The organism is Alicyclobacillus fructus (genome assembly GCF_017329605.1).
GTDB classification, from domain to species: domain Bacteria; phylum Bacillota; class Bacilli; order Alicyclobacillales; family Alicyclobacillaceae; genus Alicyclobacillus; species Alicyclobacillus fructus.
In genome coordinates, this window is the sequence record NZ_JAFMTY010000007.1 from 1 (window position 1) to 16,623 (window position 16,623).

At 58.4% G+C, this 16,623-nt stretch carries 22 protein-coding genes and 1 pseudogene; all 23 read left to right on the forward strand.

The annotated features are described in order from the left end of the window. Positions 1-372, forward strand: a pseudogene (locus J3481_RS04790) (hypothetical protein); the annotation flags it as partial. Positions 373-421: 49 nt separating this feature from the next. After that, the gene (locus J3481_RS04795) at positions 422-1,036 is read left to right on the forward strand and encodes a metal-dependent hydrolase (protein WP_236011205.1); all 615 of its coding nucleotides are present in this window, start codon (positions 422-424) and stop codon (positions 1,034-1,036) included. Between the two features lie 13 nt (positions 1,037-1,049). Further along, complete coding sequence (locus J3481_RS04800; protein ID WP_206830144.1) at positions 1,050-1,313, forward strand: TcpD family membrane protein; 264 nt, start codon at positions 1,050-1,052, stop codon at positions 1,311-1,313. Positions 1,314-1,357: 44 nt separating this feature from the next. Continuing rightward, the gene (locus J3481_RS04805) at positions 1,358-1,969 is read left to right on the forward strand and encodes a TcpE family conjugal transfer membrane protein (RefSeq protein WP_206830145.1); all 612 of its coding nucleotides are present in this window, start codon (positions 1,358-1,360) and stop codon (positions 1,967-1,969) included. A 66-nt stretch (positions 1,970-2,035) separates the two neighbouring features. Then, a complete protein-coding gene (locus tag J3481_RS04810; RefSeq protein ID WP_236011208.1) occupies positions 2,036-2,650 on the forward strand; it encodes a hypothetical protein in 615 nt (204 codons plus the stop codon). Then, a complete protein-coding gene (locus J3481_RS04815; RefSeq protein ID WP_206830146.1) occupies positions 2,647-3,312 on the forward strand; it encodes a hypothetical protein in 666 nt (221 codons plus the stop codon). Before J3481_RS04810 ends, J3481_RS04815 begins: the two co-directional genes overlap by 4 nt. A 15-nt stretch (positions 3,313-3,327) precedes the next feature. Then, positions 3,328-4,560 (forward strand): transglycosylase SLT domain-containing protein, encoded by a 1,233-nt coding sequence (locus J3481_RS04820; RefSeq protein ID WP_236011210.1) that lies wholly within the window; start codon positions 3,328-3,330, stop codon positions 4,558-4,560. Between the two features lie 5 nt (positions 4,561-4,565). Then, positions 4,566-5,366 carry a GGDEF domain-containing protein gene (locus tag J3481_RS04825; protein ID WP_206830147.1) on the forward strand — a complete coding sequence of 267 codons (801 nt, stop codon included), beginning with the start codon at positions 4,566-4,568 and terminating at the stop codon, positions 5,364-5,366. Further along, the gene (locus J3481_RS04830) at positions 5,353-6,255 is read left to right on the forward strand and encodes an HD-GYP domain-containing protein (protein ID WP_236011212.1); all 903 of its coding nucleotides are present in this window, start codon (positions 5,353-5,355) and stop codon (positions 6,253-6,255) included. The genes J3481_RS04825 and J3481_RS04830 overlap by 14 nt, the downstream gene beginning before the upstream one ends. Positions 6,256-6,258: 3 nt before the next feature. Then, a complete protein-coding gene (locus J3481_RS04835; RefSeq protein WP_206830148.1) occupies positions 6,259-7,116 on the forward strand; it encodes a type II secretion system F family protein in 858 nt (285 codons plus the stop codon). A gap of 74 nt (positions 7,117-7,190) precedes the next feature. Beyond that, the gene (locus tag J3481_RS04840; protein WP_041695373.1) at positions 7,191-7,403 is read left to right on the forward strand and encodes a hypothetical protein; all 213 of its coding nucleotides are present in this window, start codon (positions 7,191-7,193) and stop codon (positions 7,401-7,403) included. Between the two features lie 25 nt (positions 7,404-7,428). Next, positions 7,429-7,731 carry a hypothetical protein gene (locus tag J3481_RS04845; RefSeq protein WP_236011214.1) on the forward strand — a complete coding sequence of 101 codons (303 nt, stop codon included), beginning with the start codon at positions 7,429-7,431 and terminating at the stop codon, positions 7,729-7,731. A gap of 86 nt (positions 7,732-7,817) precedes the next feature. Further along, positions 7,818-8,264: a hypothetical protein gene (locus tag J3481_RS04850; protein WP_236011215.1), complete on the forward strand. Its 447-nt coding sequence runs from the start codon at positions 7,818-7,820 to the stop codon at positions 8,262-8,264. 14 nt (positions 8,265-8,278) lie between these two features. Further along, positions 8,279-8,737, forward strand: coding sequence for a hypothetical protein (locus J3481_RS04855; RefSeq protein ID WP_206830149.1), 459 nt, complete (start codon positions 8,279-8,281; stop codon positions 8,735-8,737). Continuing rightward, positions 8,737-9,351, forward strand: coding sequence for a methyltransferase family protein (locus tag J3481_RS04860; RefSeq protein WP_236011216.1), 615 nt, complete (start codon positions 8,737-8,739; stop codon positions 9,349-9,351). Before J3481_RS04855 ends, J3481_RS04860 begins: the two co-directional genes overlap by 1 nt. A gap of 2 nt (positions 9,352-9,353) precedes the next feature. Further along, entirely contained in the window at positions 9,354-11,774 is a 2,421-nt protein-coding gene (locus tag J3481_RS04865) for an ATP-binding protein (protein ID WP_328702017.1), read from the forward strand. Between the two features lie 67 nt (positions 11,775-11,841). Further along, positions 11,842-12,165: a hypothetical protein gene (locus J3481_RS04870; RefSeq protein ID WP_236011217.1), complete on the forward strand. Its 324-nt coding sequence runs from the start codon at positions 11,842-11,844 to the stop codon at positions 12,163-12,165. After that, the gene (locus tag J3481_RS04875; protein ID WP_206830152.1) at positions 12,162-12,881 is read left to right on the forward strand and encodes a replication-relaxation family protein; all 720 of its coding nucleotides are present in this window, start codon (positions 12,162-12,164) and stop codon (positions 12,879-12,881) included. The genes J3481_RS04870 and J3481_RS04875 overlap by 4 nt, the downstream gene beginning before the upstream one ends. 90 nt (positions 12,882-12,971) lie before the next feature. After that, positions 12,972-13,442 (forward strand): hypothetical protein, encoded by a 471-nt coding sequence (locus J3481_RS04880; protein ID WP_206830153.1) that lies wholly within the window; start codon positions 12,972-12,974, stop codon positions 13,440-13,442. A 51-nt stretch (positions 13,443-13,493) separates the two neighbouring features. Next, positions 13,494-14,474 (forward strand): Ig-like domain-containing protein, encoded by a 981-nt coding sequence (locus J3481_RS04885; RefSeq protein ID WP_236011218.1) that lies wholly within the window; start codon positions 13,494-13,496, stop codon positions 14,472-14,474. Positions 14,475-14,545: 71 nt separating this feature from the next. Next, entirely contained in the window at positions 14,546-15,031 is a 486-nt protein-coding gene (locus J3481_RS04890) for a hypothetical protein (protein WP_206830155.1), read from the forward strand. 370 nt (positions 15,032-15,401) lie between these two features. Beyond that, a complete protein-coding gene (locus J3481_RS04895) occupies positions 15,402-15,674 on the forward strand; it encodes an HU family DNA-binding protein (RefSeq protein WP_206830156.1) in 273 nt (90 codons plus the stop codon). After that, a complete protein-coding gene (locus tag J3481_RS04900; protein WP_206830157.1) occupies positions 15,674-16,615 on the forward strand; it encodes a hypothetical protein in 942 nt (313 codons plus the stop codon). Before J3481_RS04895 ends, J3481_RS04900 begins: the two co-directional genes overlap by 1 nt. The last annotated feature ends 8 nt before the right edge of the window (positions 16,616-16,623 follow it).

Here is a 16,623-nt window from a genome sequence, read left to right on the forward strand (position 1 = left end):
TTAAAGTCGTTGTCGTACTTTTGTGTCACGTGGCTCACCTCGAATCGACTTATTCTTACATTCTCGATTCGCCGTGTCCACTGTTTTAACCTAACACCAAACATTGCGGCGGGGCGCGAGTTGTTGCAGCCGCCTGCCAAGGAACGTCTGTACTCCGCGACAGAGATCGCAGAAGAGGCTGGTGTCAGCGCAAATCTCGTGGGGCGGATTGCGAATCAATACGGGATCAAAACGCCAGAGTACGGCGAATACGTCTTAGACAAATCGCCGTATAGCGACAAGCAGGTGTCAACGTTCAGGTATAACGCCCGAGGCAAGGCAAAGCTGTTGGAACTGCTTGGCCTGCAAACGGAGGAGCTGCTTCAGCACTAAGGCTTTTTTTGCATGCCACCCCGCTTCTCATAAGAGAGGGGGTGGCTTTTTGATTCATACGACTCACGCAGTGTTCGCGGTGGCCCTGACGGAGGTGATGCTCGCATCTGAACACGCACCGATCACGTGGCAGGCCGCTGCCACGGCTGCCGTGGCTTACGCCGTAGCGCCTGTACCGGACATCGATCAGCCTGAGTCCTGGATCTCTCGACACATTCCGGGCGCTTCGGTGGTGTCGATGTTCGTGCGCCACCGCACGCTGACCCATAGCCTGCTGGTCTCGGCGCTCCTGTACCTCGTGCTGTTCGGCCTGGGGCTTCGCATCCCCGACTGGCTGGCCACGGGGATCTGGGTGGGCTGGGTGAGCCACTGGGTGATCGATCTCGTGAACCCGCGCGGCGTGCAGCTTTTCTATCCGCTGCCCTGGTGGGTGAAACCGCCGGTGCCCTGGCTTGCGATTGAGGTCGAGAGCACAGGCGAAACCGTCATTCGCGTGGCATTGACCGCGTTTGCCGTGCTGTTTGCTCTCGCGTACTTGTTCCTTCACGCGCCACTTGAAATCCAGCACGCGGCAGGAGAGGTCTTGCCCGATGCTCGGCGCGTGGTGGGATGGGGCACCTGGCCGTGGTTCGGAGCCGTATGCCGCTTTTTGCATCTTCAGTAAAGGAGGCTTTCCCATGAACGGAACGGGAACGACGCTTTCCGACATCACCAGCAATCCCCTGTGGCAATTCTTAGAGCCCATCTTTTCCGTCCTTGCGGTGATCATCTTGGCGGCCATGATCTGGCGAATCTCCCGACATTACTTCAAGGGCGATCACAGCAACATTCTGGTGGCTGTGGTGTTCGGGATGATTAGCGTGTTGTTTCTGGTGGATCCGACGATGTTCTTCTTCATTATCACGTGGTTTGTCCAGAAGATCGGCGGCTTGACGAGATGACCAACACGGCGGGGAGATTTCTCCCCGTCGGGGAGGGATACGCGGTGCCTCGAACCTATCAGAAGCTCTTCCGACAGAAAGCGGTCGTGACAAACATCGACCGACGGATCCGCCTGGGTTTTCGACTGTACTGGGATGATGCGTTCACGTTTGCGCTTGCTTGGATCCTGTTTTTCTTCCTGGACATCTTCACACCGTACCGTCTGTTCAACCTGTTCATGAATCACTGGTTGGTCGTCACCCTCAGCGCGGTGGGTTTCACGTGGTTGGCACGGAAACTGGATCCTGACGGCAAATCGCTGGTCAAGTATCTCTACGGATTTGTGGCGTACCCGTTTCGCAGTCACGTGAGCGACGGGTTTGTGCGAAAGCACCGCATGCTCGTCTGGCGTCGCGGGAAGCGTACCGCCTTTCGCGCTCAGGCGCGGGTGTGGTGGACGCGCGGGGATTTGCTCTTGCCGACGCGAGTGCGGACACGCTTCGCGGAACCGTGGACATTCACCAACGACGTGCATGTGGATGTGAGAATCGGGCGGCGCCAGGTGGCCTTTCAGCGCGCGCGTCGCTTTCGCTGGCCGAGCGGGCGCCGGATCTCGGGGCTTCGGCCCGGGGTGTACGAGGTGTCGGGGCGCAAGGTCACGCGGCTGGATCGATAACCGCAGCGCGTTTGCCTGACACCCCGCTTTTCGTATGAGGAGAACATGTTTCGAGGAGGATGCACGTTGAAGAACGGAACGTTGATTGTCACGATGGCCGTGCTGGGGAGTCTCGCGTTAACGGGGTGTGGAACCCACGCGACCCAAACCACGGCGTCCACGGCGCCTTCGCCGACTCAATCGGTTCCGGGACCGAGCGTGGGGACGCACGCTTCCAACACAGTCTCGTCGAATTACAAAATTCCACCGGTTAAAGAAGTTCCAGTGCCTACCAAAGCCCTGCCTGTGCAAATCATGCAGCATCTGAAGCCCTATGCGAGCCGTTTGGAACATGTGACGTCGCTCCCAGTCACGGTGCCGAACGGGACCAAGAATGTGCTGGTCATCAGCGCGTTGACGGCCTATGCGATCCCACAATTTCAGAGCGTGTGGTCGCAACTGCACGACAAGCCCGCCGTCGTGTGGGTGGGACTGACGCAAGCGCAAACGGAGCGTGTGTGGAAACAGGCAGGCTATGCAGGTGATCCGTTGCCGAGCGCTGTCACGTTGTACGAGGATACGTCTCTGCCTGTCCCCATCGCCTATCACCGCGTGGCGAACGGCTGGGAAGTCGTGCCGGGGATCTTGCCTGCCTCGCAAGTGCATGACTGGTTGGCATTCTTTGAGGGGGCGAAACCGTGAATCGCAAAGTGATGTGGCTTGGGATAGGGATGGCAGCCTTGCTCGTGACGGGCTGCGGTACGGCGACAAGCGTATCCAAACCGTCTGACGTTACAACAGGAATTTCATCGCATCCTGCTTCGTCCAGGGAAGTGACGGGGGTCAACGTGCTCCCGTCGCCACACGCCGTCTTGGGTTCAGAGACATGGCACGGATTATCGACTGTTCCAAGCTCGATGCTGCAAGTGCTTGAGACGGCGCGAGTCGAAACGGCATCCGGCCAGACCGTGGTTCTTCCGCTTGATCGGCCCGTCATTGTTTTCGCGCCGTGGTGCAAGTATTGCCACGAGCTGGCCCAGACCTTGAAGCAGGAAGGACTTTTGAATCAAGCCACATGGGTTGCCGCGGGGTTCGAGCGATACGAATATCCGATGACACAGAATGGGACCATGTTGCAACTTCCGATGCCTTTCACGCTGGCTGAGGCCCAACAAAAGGTCCAACAAGCGTTCGCCGCCTTGGGTGTGCCGATGCCTGAACGGGTCCTGTACGCGATGCCAGGGACCGCGCTTGCGAATGCGATCCGAGGCTTCCCAGACGTGTTCGTCCCGCACGATGGACGCTGGTATTTGCAGCCGGGTTACGTGGAAAACACAACGTTCTGGCGAGCCATTCTGGGGTAAGGAGGAAGAGAGGACTTGACGGCGATCCTGGGGAGAATCGGACTGCGGATGGGGCTGCATCTCGCTCGCCGCCGCTGGCCGCTTCTTCTCCTTCTGGCGATGTTTCTTGTGAGCATCCCAGGCTTGTTTTTCCTGCTCCTCTTTGTGGCGGTGCTCGCAGGCGGCAATGCACTCAACACCGCGGTACCCACGTCATGGAACGGCCAAATTCCCACGGACGTATCTCCGGCAGACGGGATCCCGACGCCGTTTGTTTCCTACGTGCAACAGGCCAGTGAAACTTACCAGGTGCCGATGCAGTACATCGCCGCGACGGCACTCCACGAATCGTCGTGGGAACCGAACGCCTATGCGGACTATGACGGCAGTCACGCCATGGGGCTCATGCAGTTTGAGCCGGAGACCTGGAGTGGGTGGGAAGACCCGTATGTGCAGATCGATGAGCCGGACACCGACGCGCTTCGCATCCAGAAATACGGGGGACTCGGCGTGGACGCAGACCATCTCGAAGCGCCGATCGGCACGCCCGCCGAAGCGGCGCTTCAACCCCAGGAACTCCTGGCTTTGGACGAACAATGCGCGGCCAACGGAGATCAGGGGTGTGCGCCTTACGCTTCGCCCTACGACCCCGATGATGCGCTGAATGCTGGGGCGAAATACCTTCACGTGCTCTATCTCATGTATGGGAGTTGGCCGAACGCCAGTGCGCATTACTATGGTTCGAGTGACAAGGCGGCGGTGCAGGATTACATCAACGCGCTCATGCGCATGACGGCGGCCTATGTGCTGGACACGCCGCCTGTCCAACTGCCTGATCACAGCGGATACTGGCTGTTCGGCGACGCCAAACTCACCTTTACGCCGTCTTCGACGGGAGGATGGACGGTGCAGGCCAAGCAGGAGGACAAGAACTCCGCACTCGTCGCTCAATGGTTGCCGTCGCTGCCGATCATCGCGCCGGCTGACGGGGAAGTGACGTGGACTGTCGATCCCAGCAATCAAGTGGCCACGATCACGCTTCCCCTTCCCAACGGAAGCAGCGTGATGATCCGAGCGTCCTCGGATCAGGTGATGAAGTGGGATCTTGCGGAGAATCAGGCCATCGGGCCGGTGAGCGCTGGGGACATTGTGGGGTTTCTCAACGCCACGGAGCCGTTTCAAGTATCGAGCGACATCGCAGGCCTTGATCCGGGGATCTCGGCGGGTGTGGTGACGCCCCCTGGGAATCCCGTTCACGCAGGAGTGTGAGGAGCATGCAAGAAGCCTATGTCCGTTTTCTTCAGCGCCTCGCCCAAGGTGCATCCTGGCGCGACGCGCACATGCAGTTTTGGCTCGATATGCGGGCATTCGGCGTGGAGGTCGAAACGCCAGACGGGGTGTTTGAGCGCGGCGTGACCACGGGGTCGCCGGCATGGAAATCCCTGCTTCGTGTCCGCGAGCTCCCCTGTGCGGATGGCCTCTATCGAGTCTACTTTCGCGGGGACCCGACACCGGAAGAGGAGCAGGCCGTTGAATTTGCCTTGGCGGCGGACAGTCTTCTTCACGACCACGAACGCTTGAAGCAGGAAGCCACGCACGACCCATTGACGGGATGCTTGAACCGCAAGGGGCTGCAAGAATGGTTTAAACGTCGGCAACGGCGGTACAACAACCTCGAATTTGTGCTGGTGCTCATGGACTTTGACAAGTTCAAGCGCCTGAACGACACCCAAGGCCATGCGAAGGGTGACGAGGCGCTGTGCGCGATTGCGCAAGCGCTCCAAGCAGAGAAGCGTGCGTCGGATGTCTTGGCTCGACTGGGCGGGGACGAGTTTGTACTCATCTTTGAAGCGTGCGCGTGTCATGAAGGCATGGTGGATCGGTTGAGGCAACTCAAAGCGCGCTTGCCGCTCGAACAGTATGGCCTCGACATTACATTTGGCACGGCGTGCTTTCCCAAGCACGGGGAGACCTTGGAACAACTGCTGGCGCACGCCGATTTGCATCTCTATCACGGCAAACATCGCGGCGGTGGCGAGATCGTGTGGGGGGACAGCGCCCATGGTGGAGCTTGAGATCGGGCAGGACGGCGCGATTGCAGCGGTTCGAGGCAACCTGGACGAACTCTTGGACTTTGCGCCCGACGAGATAAGGGGGGTGCCGAGCGCCTTTTTGCATCCGCAGATCACGGAAGCGGGCCTTCACACGCTCTGGGTTCGGCGCAGGAATGGCGATCGGGCGCTGCTCCATGCATTTTCCATCCCTCACGACACGCACACGCAAGTGTATCTCGCGCATGTGTTCGAGCAAGACACCATCCAGGTGAAGCTCGCCTACCAATCGGCGCTCTTTCGCGGTCTCGCGTTTGCAGCGGAGTACGGGGACCCTGAACTGCTAAACCATTTGTCGCGAGTCGAACGATACACGATCTGGATCGCCGAAGAGGCACTACGCTGGGAGCAGCCCGATGTGTCCCGCATTACCCTGGCTGCCTATGTCCACGATGTCGGGAAGTCGGCGATCCCGCGCGAAATCCTGTATAAGCCCGCCAAGCTGACCCCGGAAGAGTACAAGCTGGTGCAGACGCACACCCAAAAGGGGCGCGACGTGTTGGAAGAGGTCGAAAGCTATATTCAACAGGAGAACGCTTGGCTGTATGACGAGAAAAGCTGGCAGTGGGCAAAGGAAGTCGCACTCCATCATCATGAAAACTGGGACGGTACCGGCTACCCCACGGGCGCGGCGGGCGAAGAGATCCCGCTGGTGGCGCGGGTGGTCAAACTGGTGGACGTGCTGGATGCGCTGTTGGAGGCGAGGCCCTACAAAGAGGGGTGGCCGCCGGAGCAGGTCAAGCGCGAGATCGACCAAAAGAAGGGCGTTGAATTCGATCCCCATCTCGCGGAGTGGTTGCTCGCGCAGGACTGGGCGTTCGTGCAAAACATTGCGACGGGAAAGAAGGGATAGTCGATGGCGTATGCGCTCGGTGTGCTGATGGCCCTTGCGGTGCTCATCGGCGTGGTCGGGACGTACCTCGCCGATCAGGAACAGGAGCGCCTGTTCCGTCAGTCCGTGCACGGTACGTTTCGGCGTCCGAAGCCCAAGCAAGGGTTTCTCGAAAGCCTGCATCAAAACTTGGTGTTTTTCGCGCGAGAGATCGGACATCCCGAGTGGGCGGACCTTGCGTATCGCGTGTCCTTCGCCATGCCGGTGCTGGTGTTGGCGTTGTTTCTGCTCCTCGGCCTCTACTGGGCTTTTCCATTCGCGGCGTTCGCGTTTTTTCTACCCTACGTGTATCTGAGTCGCCTATATAAGCGTGCACGGCTTCTGCTGAAGAAGCAGTTGCGTCAAGCGCGTCTGTTGATTGCGCTGCTCACGGAGGCGGGCGCGCCGATCGAACGCGGGATTCTGGCAGCGGAATCGGTCGCGAATTATCCGTTGAAGCCGTATCTTCGTGACGTGTGCATCGCGATCGGCGCGGCGGAGGGTATGGAAAACGTCTCGATGCGTGTGGAGACGGTAGTGGAAGCGTTTATGACCATGGCGGAGCGCCTGCGCTTGCCGGAGGCTACGCAGTTCGCGCAGCTTTTGTCGCAAGCGACACGGTATCACGCGCCGCTTGTGGACATGATGCTGACGTCGCTTGAAATCGAGGAACGCATCCGTGATGCGGAGGCCGAACATCTCCACAATTCGGCGATTGCGAAGATTGGCCTCATCTCCACGTTGGGGATGGGGATTCCGGTCTTCGGCTATATCTTCTTCGCGGTCCTGTCGTACGCGATGAAACTCTTCGCGAGTGGTTTTGGCGTCGGGATCGCGTTTTGAGTTCGTTTTTGCATGACCCCCCTCCTAGGGATAGGAGGGTTTTTTAATGCCCTCGGAAGGGAGTGTGAAGTCTCATGCAACGCCTCCTCAGTTGCGTGATTCGCAGCCCCACGTTTTGGCGTGGGCGTCGAGCCGGGACGGGCAGCACGATTAACCTGGTGAGCATCTTCTGGATGATCGCCGGGGTCGGCATGGCGACCGGTACGGCTCTGTTGTTGTCGAACACGCTGCAGCACGGCGTTGTTCCTGCGGCGTTGAAGGCGTTTATGGCGATGTTTGGTTCGTAAACCGACGAAAGGGGAATCTGTGAACATGACCACACGGGTACGTTCGCACTTGCTGCGCTGGCGAAAGGCAGGCCCCGAACAGTCGAACTTGAATCGAACCCTCTTCATGATCTTCGGGATCCTGCTTACGATCGCTCTGTTCACGGTGCTTGGGGTGTTGCTCTTCCACGGATTCAACGCCGCCAAGTCCTCTGGGGAGAACGCGCTGAACTCGATCACGCAAAGCTCGGGGACGGCGTCTTCGGGCGGCTATTCGGCCGGTTACTCGGGGAACGGCAACTTCACGCTGCCGAACTTCAGCTCGACGTCGGGAAGCACGGGATCGTGAAGTGGCGAAGGGTGGGCGTGACCATGCGCTCACCCTTTTTTTGGAGGAACGGAGTTTTTGGACGGCGGGTCTGGAGGTGAGCGCGCATGAGATGGTTACGAGGCGGTACGGGCGTCAGTACGTTGTTCGCAGGACTGGTGACCACGGGGGGCGGGTTGGTGATCCTGGGTCTGATTCTGACCTTCACGTCCTTGATTCACGTCCGGAGCATCCTCGTGACGGCTGCGGAGAACGGCGCACGGGTGGCGGCGATTACCGGAGATGCGTCTGCGGCGGAGCAAGCGGTTGAAGACACGCTGCAAGCCTCGGGGTTGCCGCTTACTTACAACGGGCAAACCCTATGGAGCGCTTCGTCCACGGAAGTGAGCGCGGATGTGTCGACACCCGAGGCACAAGTGACGGTGCAATACGATGCGCCGTTTTTGTTTCCGGATCTGTTGGCGGCGATTGGTGCACCGAACAGTTTCCCAGCGACGATCCCGATGTCCGTCACCGCCTCAGATGTCAACGAAGCGTACTTCACCTCCAGTTGAGGAGGCGAACTCTCTTGGCCGTAGCCGAACTGTTCAAAGGGCTGGTCTATACCACGATCGGGTTGCTGCTCTTGACGGTCATGATGACGTTCGGGGCCACAGTGGCTGGATATTTCGAGTTGCGCGCCGCAGCGGAGGCGGCAGCGTGGTCAGCGCAGTCGCAGATTCAACAGGAAGTGGTCAACTCATCGGGGGTACAGGGCTATTTCACGACGACACTGCAGACCGTCGGGGATCCTGTACAAGCTGCGCAGCAACAGTTTGAAGCCAGCGCACAAAGTGAACATCTGTCCAACCTGTTTGACAACCTTCAAGAGAACGCCACCGTGAACAACGAAGAAGTCACCGTCACCGTAAGCGGTACGTTCCATGTGCCGTGGATCCAGGAAGCGACCCAGGCGATCTTCGGCGGAGCGTTCACCACGGATTTTCAGGTGCCAATGACGGTCAGCGTCACCGGGGGGAGTGCATGATGTTGCGCATCGGTGTTCAGGCGTTTGCGGCAGGCGTTCTTCTTTGGAACGCTTGGCGATTGGGGCATGTGCCACCCTTTTGGCCGTTTGCGGCGTTACTCGTCGTCGAAGCTATGATGCTCCTTTGGAACTTGAGCCAACGTCCCAAGGAGATCCATCGCGGCTGGTGGGCATGGGCGGCGTCCGTTGGGATCGTTGTGTTTCCGGTGGTTGTGGCGTTTTGGGTTCACGGCCCGGTTCATGAATCTTTGTGGCGTTTCGGTCTCTCCTATAGTCTGCAACTCCTGGCGCTGTTGCTTGAGGTATGGGCGCTCACTGCGCTTCGGCTCTGTTTCTCGCAACTCGCCGAGGCGCATTGTGTGGTGCGAAGCGGACCTTATCGTTATGTTCGCCATCCGTTGTATCTCGCGTATTGCATTGGGATGTTCGGAAGCTGTATCGGTGTGAACCGACCGGTATTGTGGGGGCTTTGGTTACTGTTTGTGGGTATGGAGGTCTTGCGGGCGCGAGCGGAGGAAGAAGTGCTGGCAGGCGTGTTTCCGACTTACCGGGTGTACCAGACGGAAACGGGCATGTGGTTTCCGCGTTGGCGAGGAGGCGGTGAACGTTGCTGAATGTGGAACACACCCTCATGGGCGTGGCGGCGGTGGGGCTTGGAGCCGCCGCAGGCTATGGCGTATGGCGGGACAAGGACAAAGTGCAGGCGGAGCGCAAACGTTACGAGGGACAGCCCAAAGCGCTCATTCCCCGCAGTCACCACACGTATGACCTGCGCGAAGCCAGCGCTTGGTTGGCGCGTCTCTCGCATTTTCGCCGCACAAAAGCCGAGCGTCGGAACAAAGGCCCGGTTTGGTTCCGCCTGCGCATCGAGAAAGACACAAACGGCGAGGTTTGGTTCTGGCTCATCGTGCCGGAAGATCGCGAGCAAGGCGTGAAGGGGACGCTTTCGCCCACGTTGGAGCTGCACGAAGTGCCAGAAGAACGAAAACCGACCATCCGCCTGAACCCGAAGGTGCGGATGGAGGTCACCGCTCGACACGCACTCTTGCCGTTTGCGCGAGATGGCAAGCGGGATCCGCTGGTGACGCTCCTTCGGGCGATGGGCAAGAACACGGCAGTCGAAATCGCGTTCAGCCCCATGGAGGAGGGCGAGGCGTTACGGCGGGTGAAGCGGGAACATCAGCGCCTTGATCCCGAACTGCGTCAATCCGGGGCGAATCCGTGGGCCAAGATCGCGGCGGATACAGCGGCGGAACTCGGTGCGGCGTTCACGGGCAAATCCGCCAACAAAGGGGCAACTTCCAAACCCCAAAAGCCGCGAGTGCTTCCACACCAAAAGCGGCAGATTGGCGGGATCGTGCAACGGTACGAAGAGTTAAGCGACCTGTTTCACGTCACCATGCGCTTTGAGGGCGACGAGAAGCATCGGGCGCAGCCGTTCTTTCAAGGGATGCTCGGCGCCTTGCGGGATCTGGCGGCGGAAAATCAACTCGTAGCCTCGAAATCCCTGAAGCCGTTTGTCATGTCGGCGGATGAATTGGCGCAACTCGTGCATGTGCCGTCTCCAGAAACCTGGCCGCAGATGCCGATCATTCGAGAGCACGCAAAAACACTGAGAGACGACGAATTTGCAGAAGGCGTGGCCATTGGCTATCTGCGTCACCCGACGCAAGCCTCGCGGTTGGTGCGCATCCCGTATGCACAATTCACGCGCCACTTCCTGATGACGGGCATGACGGGCGCCGGGAAATCGACGACGCTCATGTTCTTGCTGCAGTCGATTTTGGACGACTGGGTGCAACAGACGCCTGGGAATCCCAAGCCTGGACTCACGCTCATAGACCCGGCGGCGGAAACGACGCTCATCTTCCTGTCGCGTCTGCAAGCGGCCTTGCCGAAAGACAGTCCGCTGTGGAGGAAGGTTCACTATATCTCGTTTTCCAACCGCGACTATCCGGTGGCGCTGAACCTGCTTCAGGTGCTGACCACGGAGGCCATGGTGGCCACCCTGGGCAAGGCCTACGGGGGCGGCGCGCGTATCGACGAGATCATCGACATGTGTGTGCAGGCGTTCAAGGAAGACGACGAGGTGCAGCATGTCCTCGCAGGCATGATCCCGATGCTGAAAGACGAGAACTGGCGGCTGCAAGTCCTGCGCCGGCTGAAATCACCCTTGGTGCGCACGTACTGGGAGCAGACGTTCCCGGCGCAAGCGAAAAACCCCGACTACTACGCGCCGGTCGAACGCCGCCTGCGTCCCTTCGTGACGAGCAGCACCGCCCTTTACTTCGGGCAACCGGAGTACGCCTTGCCGATTCGCGAGTGGATGGACGAAGGACATATTTTGCTCATTGACGTGAAGGCGCTGAGTGGGGAACTCATGAGCCTCATCATGGGAGGGCTCATCGAGCAATACTACCAGATCGCGCTGACACGCCCAGAAAGCACGTCACTCACGCATTTCCTGCTGGTCGATGAGTGTCACCGCGTGCAGACCGACATCATGGCCAAGATCATCGCCGAGACGCGCAAGTTTGGGCTGTCGCTCGGTATGATCACGCAGTCGGTGGAGCAATTCAGCGGGGAACTCAAAAAGGCGATCAAGGACGTGCTGGGGAACTTCTTCTCGCTCCGCGTGGGTGCGGACAGCGCGCGGATCATGGCGGACTTGACGCAAGGACATTTCACGCCGGAGTACCTGCGCGCGCTCCCGGACAACGTGGCTGCGGTGTACACGATTGTCGGTGGCAAGGCGCACTCCTGCGAAACACAAGCGCCGCCGCCGGATGTGTATGAAGGTTTTGCGCCCAACGCCAAAGTCGTGAATTTCTTCGACAAGCCCGCGCTACGCAAGCGGTACGAGGAACTTCGCGCCTTTGGCTACGAATTGCAGAAGGAATTGGGCCGCCCCGCCCATGAAGCGGAAGAGCGGCTCAACTTCTACCTGGAGCACGGGTACTGGCCGGATGGCGAGAAAGCACAAGCATCCAAACGTAAGCGTCAGCGGGGACTGACAGCCCATGATTTGTATGGCTGAAATGCCGCTCCACTTCGGGGCGGCGTTTTTGCCTTACACCACGAGAATTTGTGAGGAAGGAATCGAGATGGAATCATCATGGCGTGCAAAACCGTACACGCTGCACATCTACATTCGGGATCCGACGCTCATTGCGTGGCTCGAAAGCCTGCCGAAGCGCCAACGTTCTCGGGCGATTGAAGCCGTGCTGCGGCAAGGGCTTGAGCGAGCAGATCCTGAACACCTGAGTGCAGACGTGGAGGCATGGGCGAAGCGCATCGCGGACGAGGTATTGAAAGGGATCCAGGCACGGCAGAGCGTTGTGGCCGCACAACCGCCACAAACTCCGAAATCGCCGGAGATACCCCGCAACCCGGTGACGGCGTTCTTGCAGAGGTGGGATCTGGATTGATTTTGTCGTGGCGAGATAGCGAGTTTCCGCCCGAACAAAAATTGTTGGGTGTGGTGTATGACGCGGGCGTGATCCTGCGCTCCGATGTCTCGTTTCTCTTGGGGTGGAATCAAAACACCCTCAAGAAATATATCCGTCGCGTCCGAAATGCGCATTCCGAACCGCTTCTCCGTGGAGGATGGACGCATAACCGCACTGGCTATGCGCTTGTGCTGACAGAAGCAGGTGTGCGGTATGTGCACCAGATGCTGAGGATAGACGGGAAACCGGTGACCATGGATGCCTTGTGGAATCATGCGCTGGGGTTGAATGCCGTTTTAATGCGCTATCTACGCACCCACGGATTTGAGGATGTGCGCTGGTTCAACACACGAGAGGCAACCGATGAACTCTGGTTTTTGCGCAAACTTGCGACCGGGGCGGCAGACACGGATTTGCGCGCTTCAGCCATTCGTCCAGACGCGGCCCTTCGCACATCGAACGGCTTTTGGTGGGTGGAATTTGACAACGCCACGGAGACATCAAGGCAGTTGTGGCGCAAATACCAAATGTACATCACGAATCTTTCAGAACTTGACGAGTCCTTTCGAAACGTGGTGTGGGTCACGAAAAACGAAGCACGACAGCGGAGCATGGAAATGATTTGGACACAGATGCCAGAGAACAACCTACGCATGCAATTTTTTGTCGAAGGGAAGGAAACGTTCGAAGGATGAAAAACCGTGGAATTATTGTAGAAAAACTATATATTCACTGGAGAATCATTGTACCCTATCGAAATCGATACAGTCTGGAGTGGTGCTCATTTGCGAGCTGAATTAGTCCTGATAAATTTCAACACCGCCGCCGTGCTCTGCATCTTGGCGGTGTGCGCTGTGACCGACGTCCTTTACCGCCGGGTGAGTGAGACGTTTCTCGTGGTGTTCACCCTAGGGATGCTCGTGATCGACAGGGCAGTCTTCCATGCCCCTTGGTGGTTCATGCTCACCATGCTCCTCTGTGGTGTGAGCCTCGGTGCGCTCTGGTGGATGGTGGATCGTGACCACGCGCTCGGGGATGCGGAGATGGTCGGGGTGATGGGGCTGGGCCTCGGCGTCCTGGCGCTCGTGCCCCTGTTTCTCGCCCTGCTCCTGGCCTTGGTAACCCGACCCCTGTGGCCTGTGTTGGCAGGCCCTCAAGTCAACGCTGAAGAACGCCAGTTGGCTCCAATGGGCGTGTATTTTTTCTTGGGGTTGGTCTGCACCATTCTAGCAAGTATGGCGGTTTTACGGCCATAAACGAGAGGTGAACAGCCGATGTGGCGCTGGCGACGTGCAGGACCGGAAAACATGATGCCACGCATCCTGATTCTGATCTTTGCGATTCTCATGACAGGAGCAGGAGTGGCCGTATACTGGGTGTTGACAGCTCACGGCAGTTCGCAGGCCACACAAACGCTGGATAGTGACGCCTATGAACTGTGGGGACAGCACAGCCCGGCATACACCGTCTCCATCAACGAGGACAATGCGGTGGTTTCGGAGACGGGTGTCATCGGGATGACGCTCTCGCTCACGGGCAATCCCACACAGCTTCTGGTCGGGCAGACAGCCACGTTGACGGGGAGCGCGAGCGAATCGACCAACGGATATACTCTCGGCATCTATGACGAGTCGACGGGGCAGTGGGTCACGGGTGGCAGCGAACAAACGATCTCAGCCAGTGTGAGCCAACAAACGCCGGGAACCCATACCTACGTGTTGTACCTTGGGACGCCGGGTGGAGCGCCGATCCAGTCGTCGTCACCCGTGCAGATCACGTGGGAGGCGTACCAAATCAGCATCCAAGCTTCACCGTCTCCGGCCTATATCGGTCAGACCATCACCGTGAGCGGGCAGGTCACGGCTGGCGGCAGCGGCGTGCCGAATATCCCTGTGTCGTTGCAGGCAAGCGGCGGGAACTTGGCAGCGGCCAACGTCACGACCAATGCGCAGGGGCAGTGGTCGACGACGTTCACGGCGACGACACCGGGCACTTACACGCTCACGGCGACCGTCTATGGTCAAAGTACGACCACAACCGTACAGGTTCAGGGCGCCACGGCGGTGACACTCACGGCAACGCCGGTTTCCACCGCGCCGGGCAACACGACGGTGACGCTCACCGCACAGGCCAACGCACCCCTTGCGCCGAATCAGACGCTGTCAATTGTGGATGTGACCACAGGACAGACGATCGCCGGGCCGTCCAATCAGCAGACCCTTGCGACGACGTACACGCTGTCGCAGGGTGCGACGAACCAATTTGTCGCGTACCTGAACACGAACTGAGCCGCCTTCAGGCGGCTTTTTTTCGTTTTGCCTTACACCCTGCGATCGAATGAGGAGGCCAACATCAAGAGGTGGGGGTCCATGATCACCATAAGTGCGCTCTGTATGCTGCTCTGGTCGTTTTATCAGAGACTTTCGCACAAGCAAGGTTCAGTTCCTATGACTGCAAGATTCACACAAAAATACGCCCTGATATGGCTGGCGTTTATCACGCTCGTTTGGATCATCACAGGCACTTGGTATTAAGCGTGTCGAACTTACCACAAGGTACCGACGAGGGGATGGAATTCAACGTGCACATCATGCGGCGGATTATAAACTTTTTCCCTTTGCCTCTGATAGGCCCAAAGCCCTATCATGTCTATGATAATTCTTCCCTATTTGAATTTGTTTTCTTAATGACGTTTTGGTATTTAGGTATTTTAGGTTTTGTGCTCGTGGAAAGACTTTCTTGCGATCACGCCCACGATCACAGCGGTGATAGGATACAGGGTAGAAATGAGGAGCAAGAGAAGAAGAGAAAAGACCAAATCGACGATATTTGTAGGTGGAAATGAGACTCCGTTTAATATTCCCCATAATTTCAGAATAAGTACAGACACTGTTGCTAGGATCGTTCCGCAAGTAAGAACAATAAGTTGTAAGACTGAGATGGGAATCCTGGATAACAACTTTTCTCTTTCTATCCCAGATGCGAATATAAATAATTCTGTAATGGCTTCAATAAACCATTTCATCATCGTCGACATCACACCGAATCATCATCATCAGTAATTCGTGTTGCAATCCGTATCATCATACCGAAGTTATTCGTGGCAAACTGCTTCATTCCTTCTGCACATGATGAAAATGTTCGTATCCGCCGCCTTCGGGCGGCTTTTTTCGTTTTGCATGCCACGCTCCTATGAGGTGAAGGGAGTGGTCTTTGTGAACAAGACGGAATTGGTAGCGGAAATCGCAGCCCGGACAGGTTTGAGGAAATCTCAGGTCTGGCAAACCCTGAATTCGTTCTGCGAGGTGGCCACCGAGCGGCTGCGAGCGGGCGAGGATGTCGCCGTGCCTCCGCTTGGCAAGTTTCGCTACGTGGTGCGTGCCGCTCGTCGAGGGCGCAATCCACAAACAGGTGAAACCATTGAAATCCCCGAACAAGCGACGGTGCGCTTCCTGCCGTCAAGCGCGCTGAAGGGACGTGTGAATTGATGCGGGTGTACCTGGCATTGGGGGACGCCGCCGCGGAAGCGTGGATTCGTGCCACGCTTCCCTCGGTGGAGTGGGTGGACGACTTCGACGGTGCAGACCTGGCGCTCGTGACCCAATTGGCATCGGCCAAGGCGGCGCTGCAGGCACGGGTGCCTGTGAAACTGGTGGCGGGGACCCAGCAGATCGCCCGGAAGGCACGGCGACTCGGGCTTTCGGATGATCGCGTGATGGTGGTGCCGGTTCTCGATCGGCTGACGGCGGCGCATGTGCTTGCGTTTATGGTGCGCGATCTGGAGGCTCCGCCTGTCCGCTATACACCCGCGCCGTTCAAGGTGCAGGTGGTGTCGAGCCGACAGGCAGGCGGGACGTTTCTGGCCTGGAACCTGTTCCACGTGCTTGTGTCTCGCGGAGTGAAAGCGAAACTTCTCAGCGCTTCCAGTGCCAGCCCGCTGGCGACGTGGGTATCGCCGCCTTACCGAGACATGGTGTTCGGCGCTATCGAGGCGGGTGGCGGAGAGGTCTGGGTGATCGACACGTCCGACACCACGGTGCAGCTCGATGTGGACGCCGTGATCCTGGTGCAGGATTGCGATCCCGCGAAGGCCCTTCCTGCACTGAACGATGACACGTATTGGCTCGTAGTGAACCGCGTGCCGTACGGGCTTGAAGTGGGTTCGGAAGCGCACATGGTCATCCCCGATTTTGGCGCAGCGGCATATGAGGCCATGACGACCGGGGTTCCCGTGGCGGCCAAGCATGCGTCGTTTGCCTCGGCCTTGTGGGAACTCTGGCTTGCCATCGATCAGTACGAACGCCACATCCGACTCGAAGTTGCACTAGAACACGAAGAAGCTGCTCCTGAAGCCCACGTGGGTTTTGTCATGGACGATGAAACGGCCGACGGCGAAGCCGAACCCGTCGGCTTCGTCTTGGATGAGTAAGGGGGGTG

What these genes read in the sequence shown, in the direction of transcription:
- J3481_RS04835 (WP_206830148.1), top strand. Translation starts at nt 6,259, where the DNA reads ATGGCGTATGCGCTCGGTGTGCTGATGGCCCTTGCGGTGCTCATCGGC.
- J3481_RS04870 (WP_236011217.1), top strand. Translation starts at nt 11,842, where the DNA reads ATGGAATCATCATGGCGTGCAAAACCGTACACGCTGCACATCTACATT.
- J3481_RS04885 (WP_236011218.1), top strand. Translation starts at nt 13,494, where the DNA reads ATGATGCCACGCATCCTGATTCTGATCTTTGCGATTCTCATGACAGGA.
- J3481_RS04900 (WP_206830157.1), top strand. Translation starts at nt 15,674, where the DNA reads ATGCGGGTGTACCTGGCATTGGGGGACGCCGCCGCGGAAGCGTGGATT.
- J3481_RS04840 (WP_041695373.1), top strand. Translation starts at nt 7,191, where the DNA reads ATGCAACGCCTCCTCAGTTGCGTGATTCGCAGCCCCACGTTTTGGCGT.
- J3481_RS04830 (WP_236011212.1), top strand. Translation starts at nt 5,353, where the DNA reads ATGGTGGAGCTTGAGATCGGGCAGGACGGCGCGATTGCAGCGGTTCGA.
- J3481_RS04825 (WP_206830147.1), top strand. Translation starts at nt 4,566, where the DNA reads ATGCAAGAAGCCTATGTCCGTTTTCTTCAGCGCCTCGCCCAAGGTGCA.
- J3481_RS04845 (WP_236011214.1), top strand. Translation starts at nt 7,429, where the DNA reads ATGACCACACGGGTACGTTCGCACTTGCTGCGCTGGCGAAAGGCAGGC.
- J3481_RS04800 (WP_206830144.1), top strand. Translation starts at nt 1,050, where the DNA reads ATGAACGGAACGGGAACGACGCTTTCCGACATCACCAGCAATCCCCTG.
- J3481_RS04850 (WP_236011215.1), top strand. Translation starts at nt 7,818, where the DNA reads ATGAGATGGTTACGAGGCGGTACGGGCGTCAGTACGTTGTTCGCAGGA.
- J3481_RS04860 (WP_236011216.1), top strand. Translation starts at nt 8,737, where the DNA reads ATGTTGCGCATCGGTGTTCAGGCGTTTGCGGCAGGCGTTCTTCTTTGG.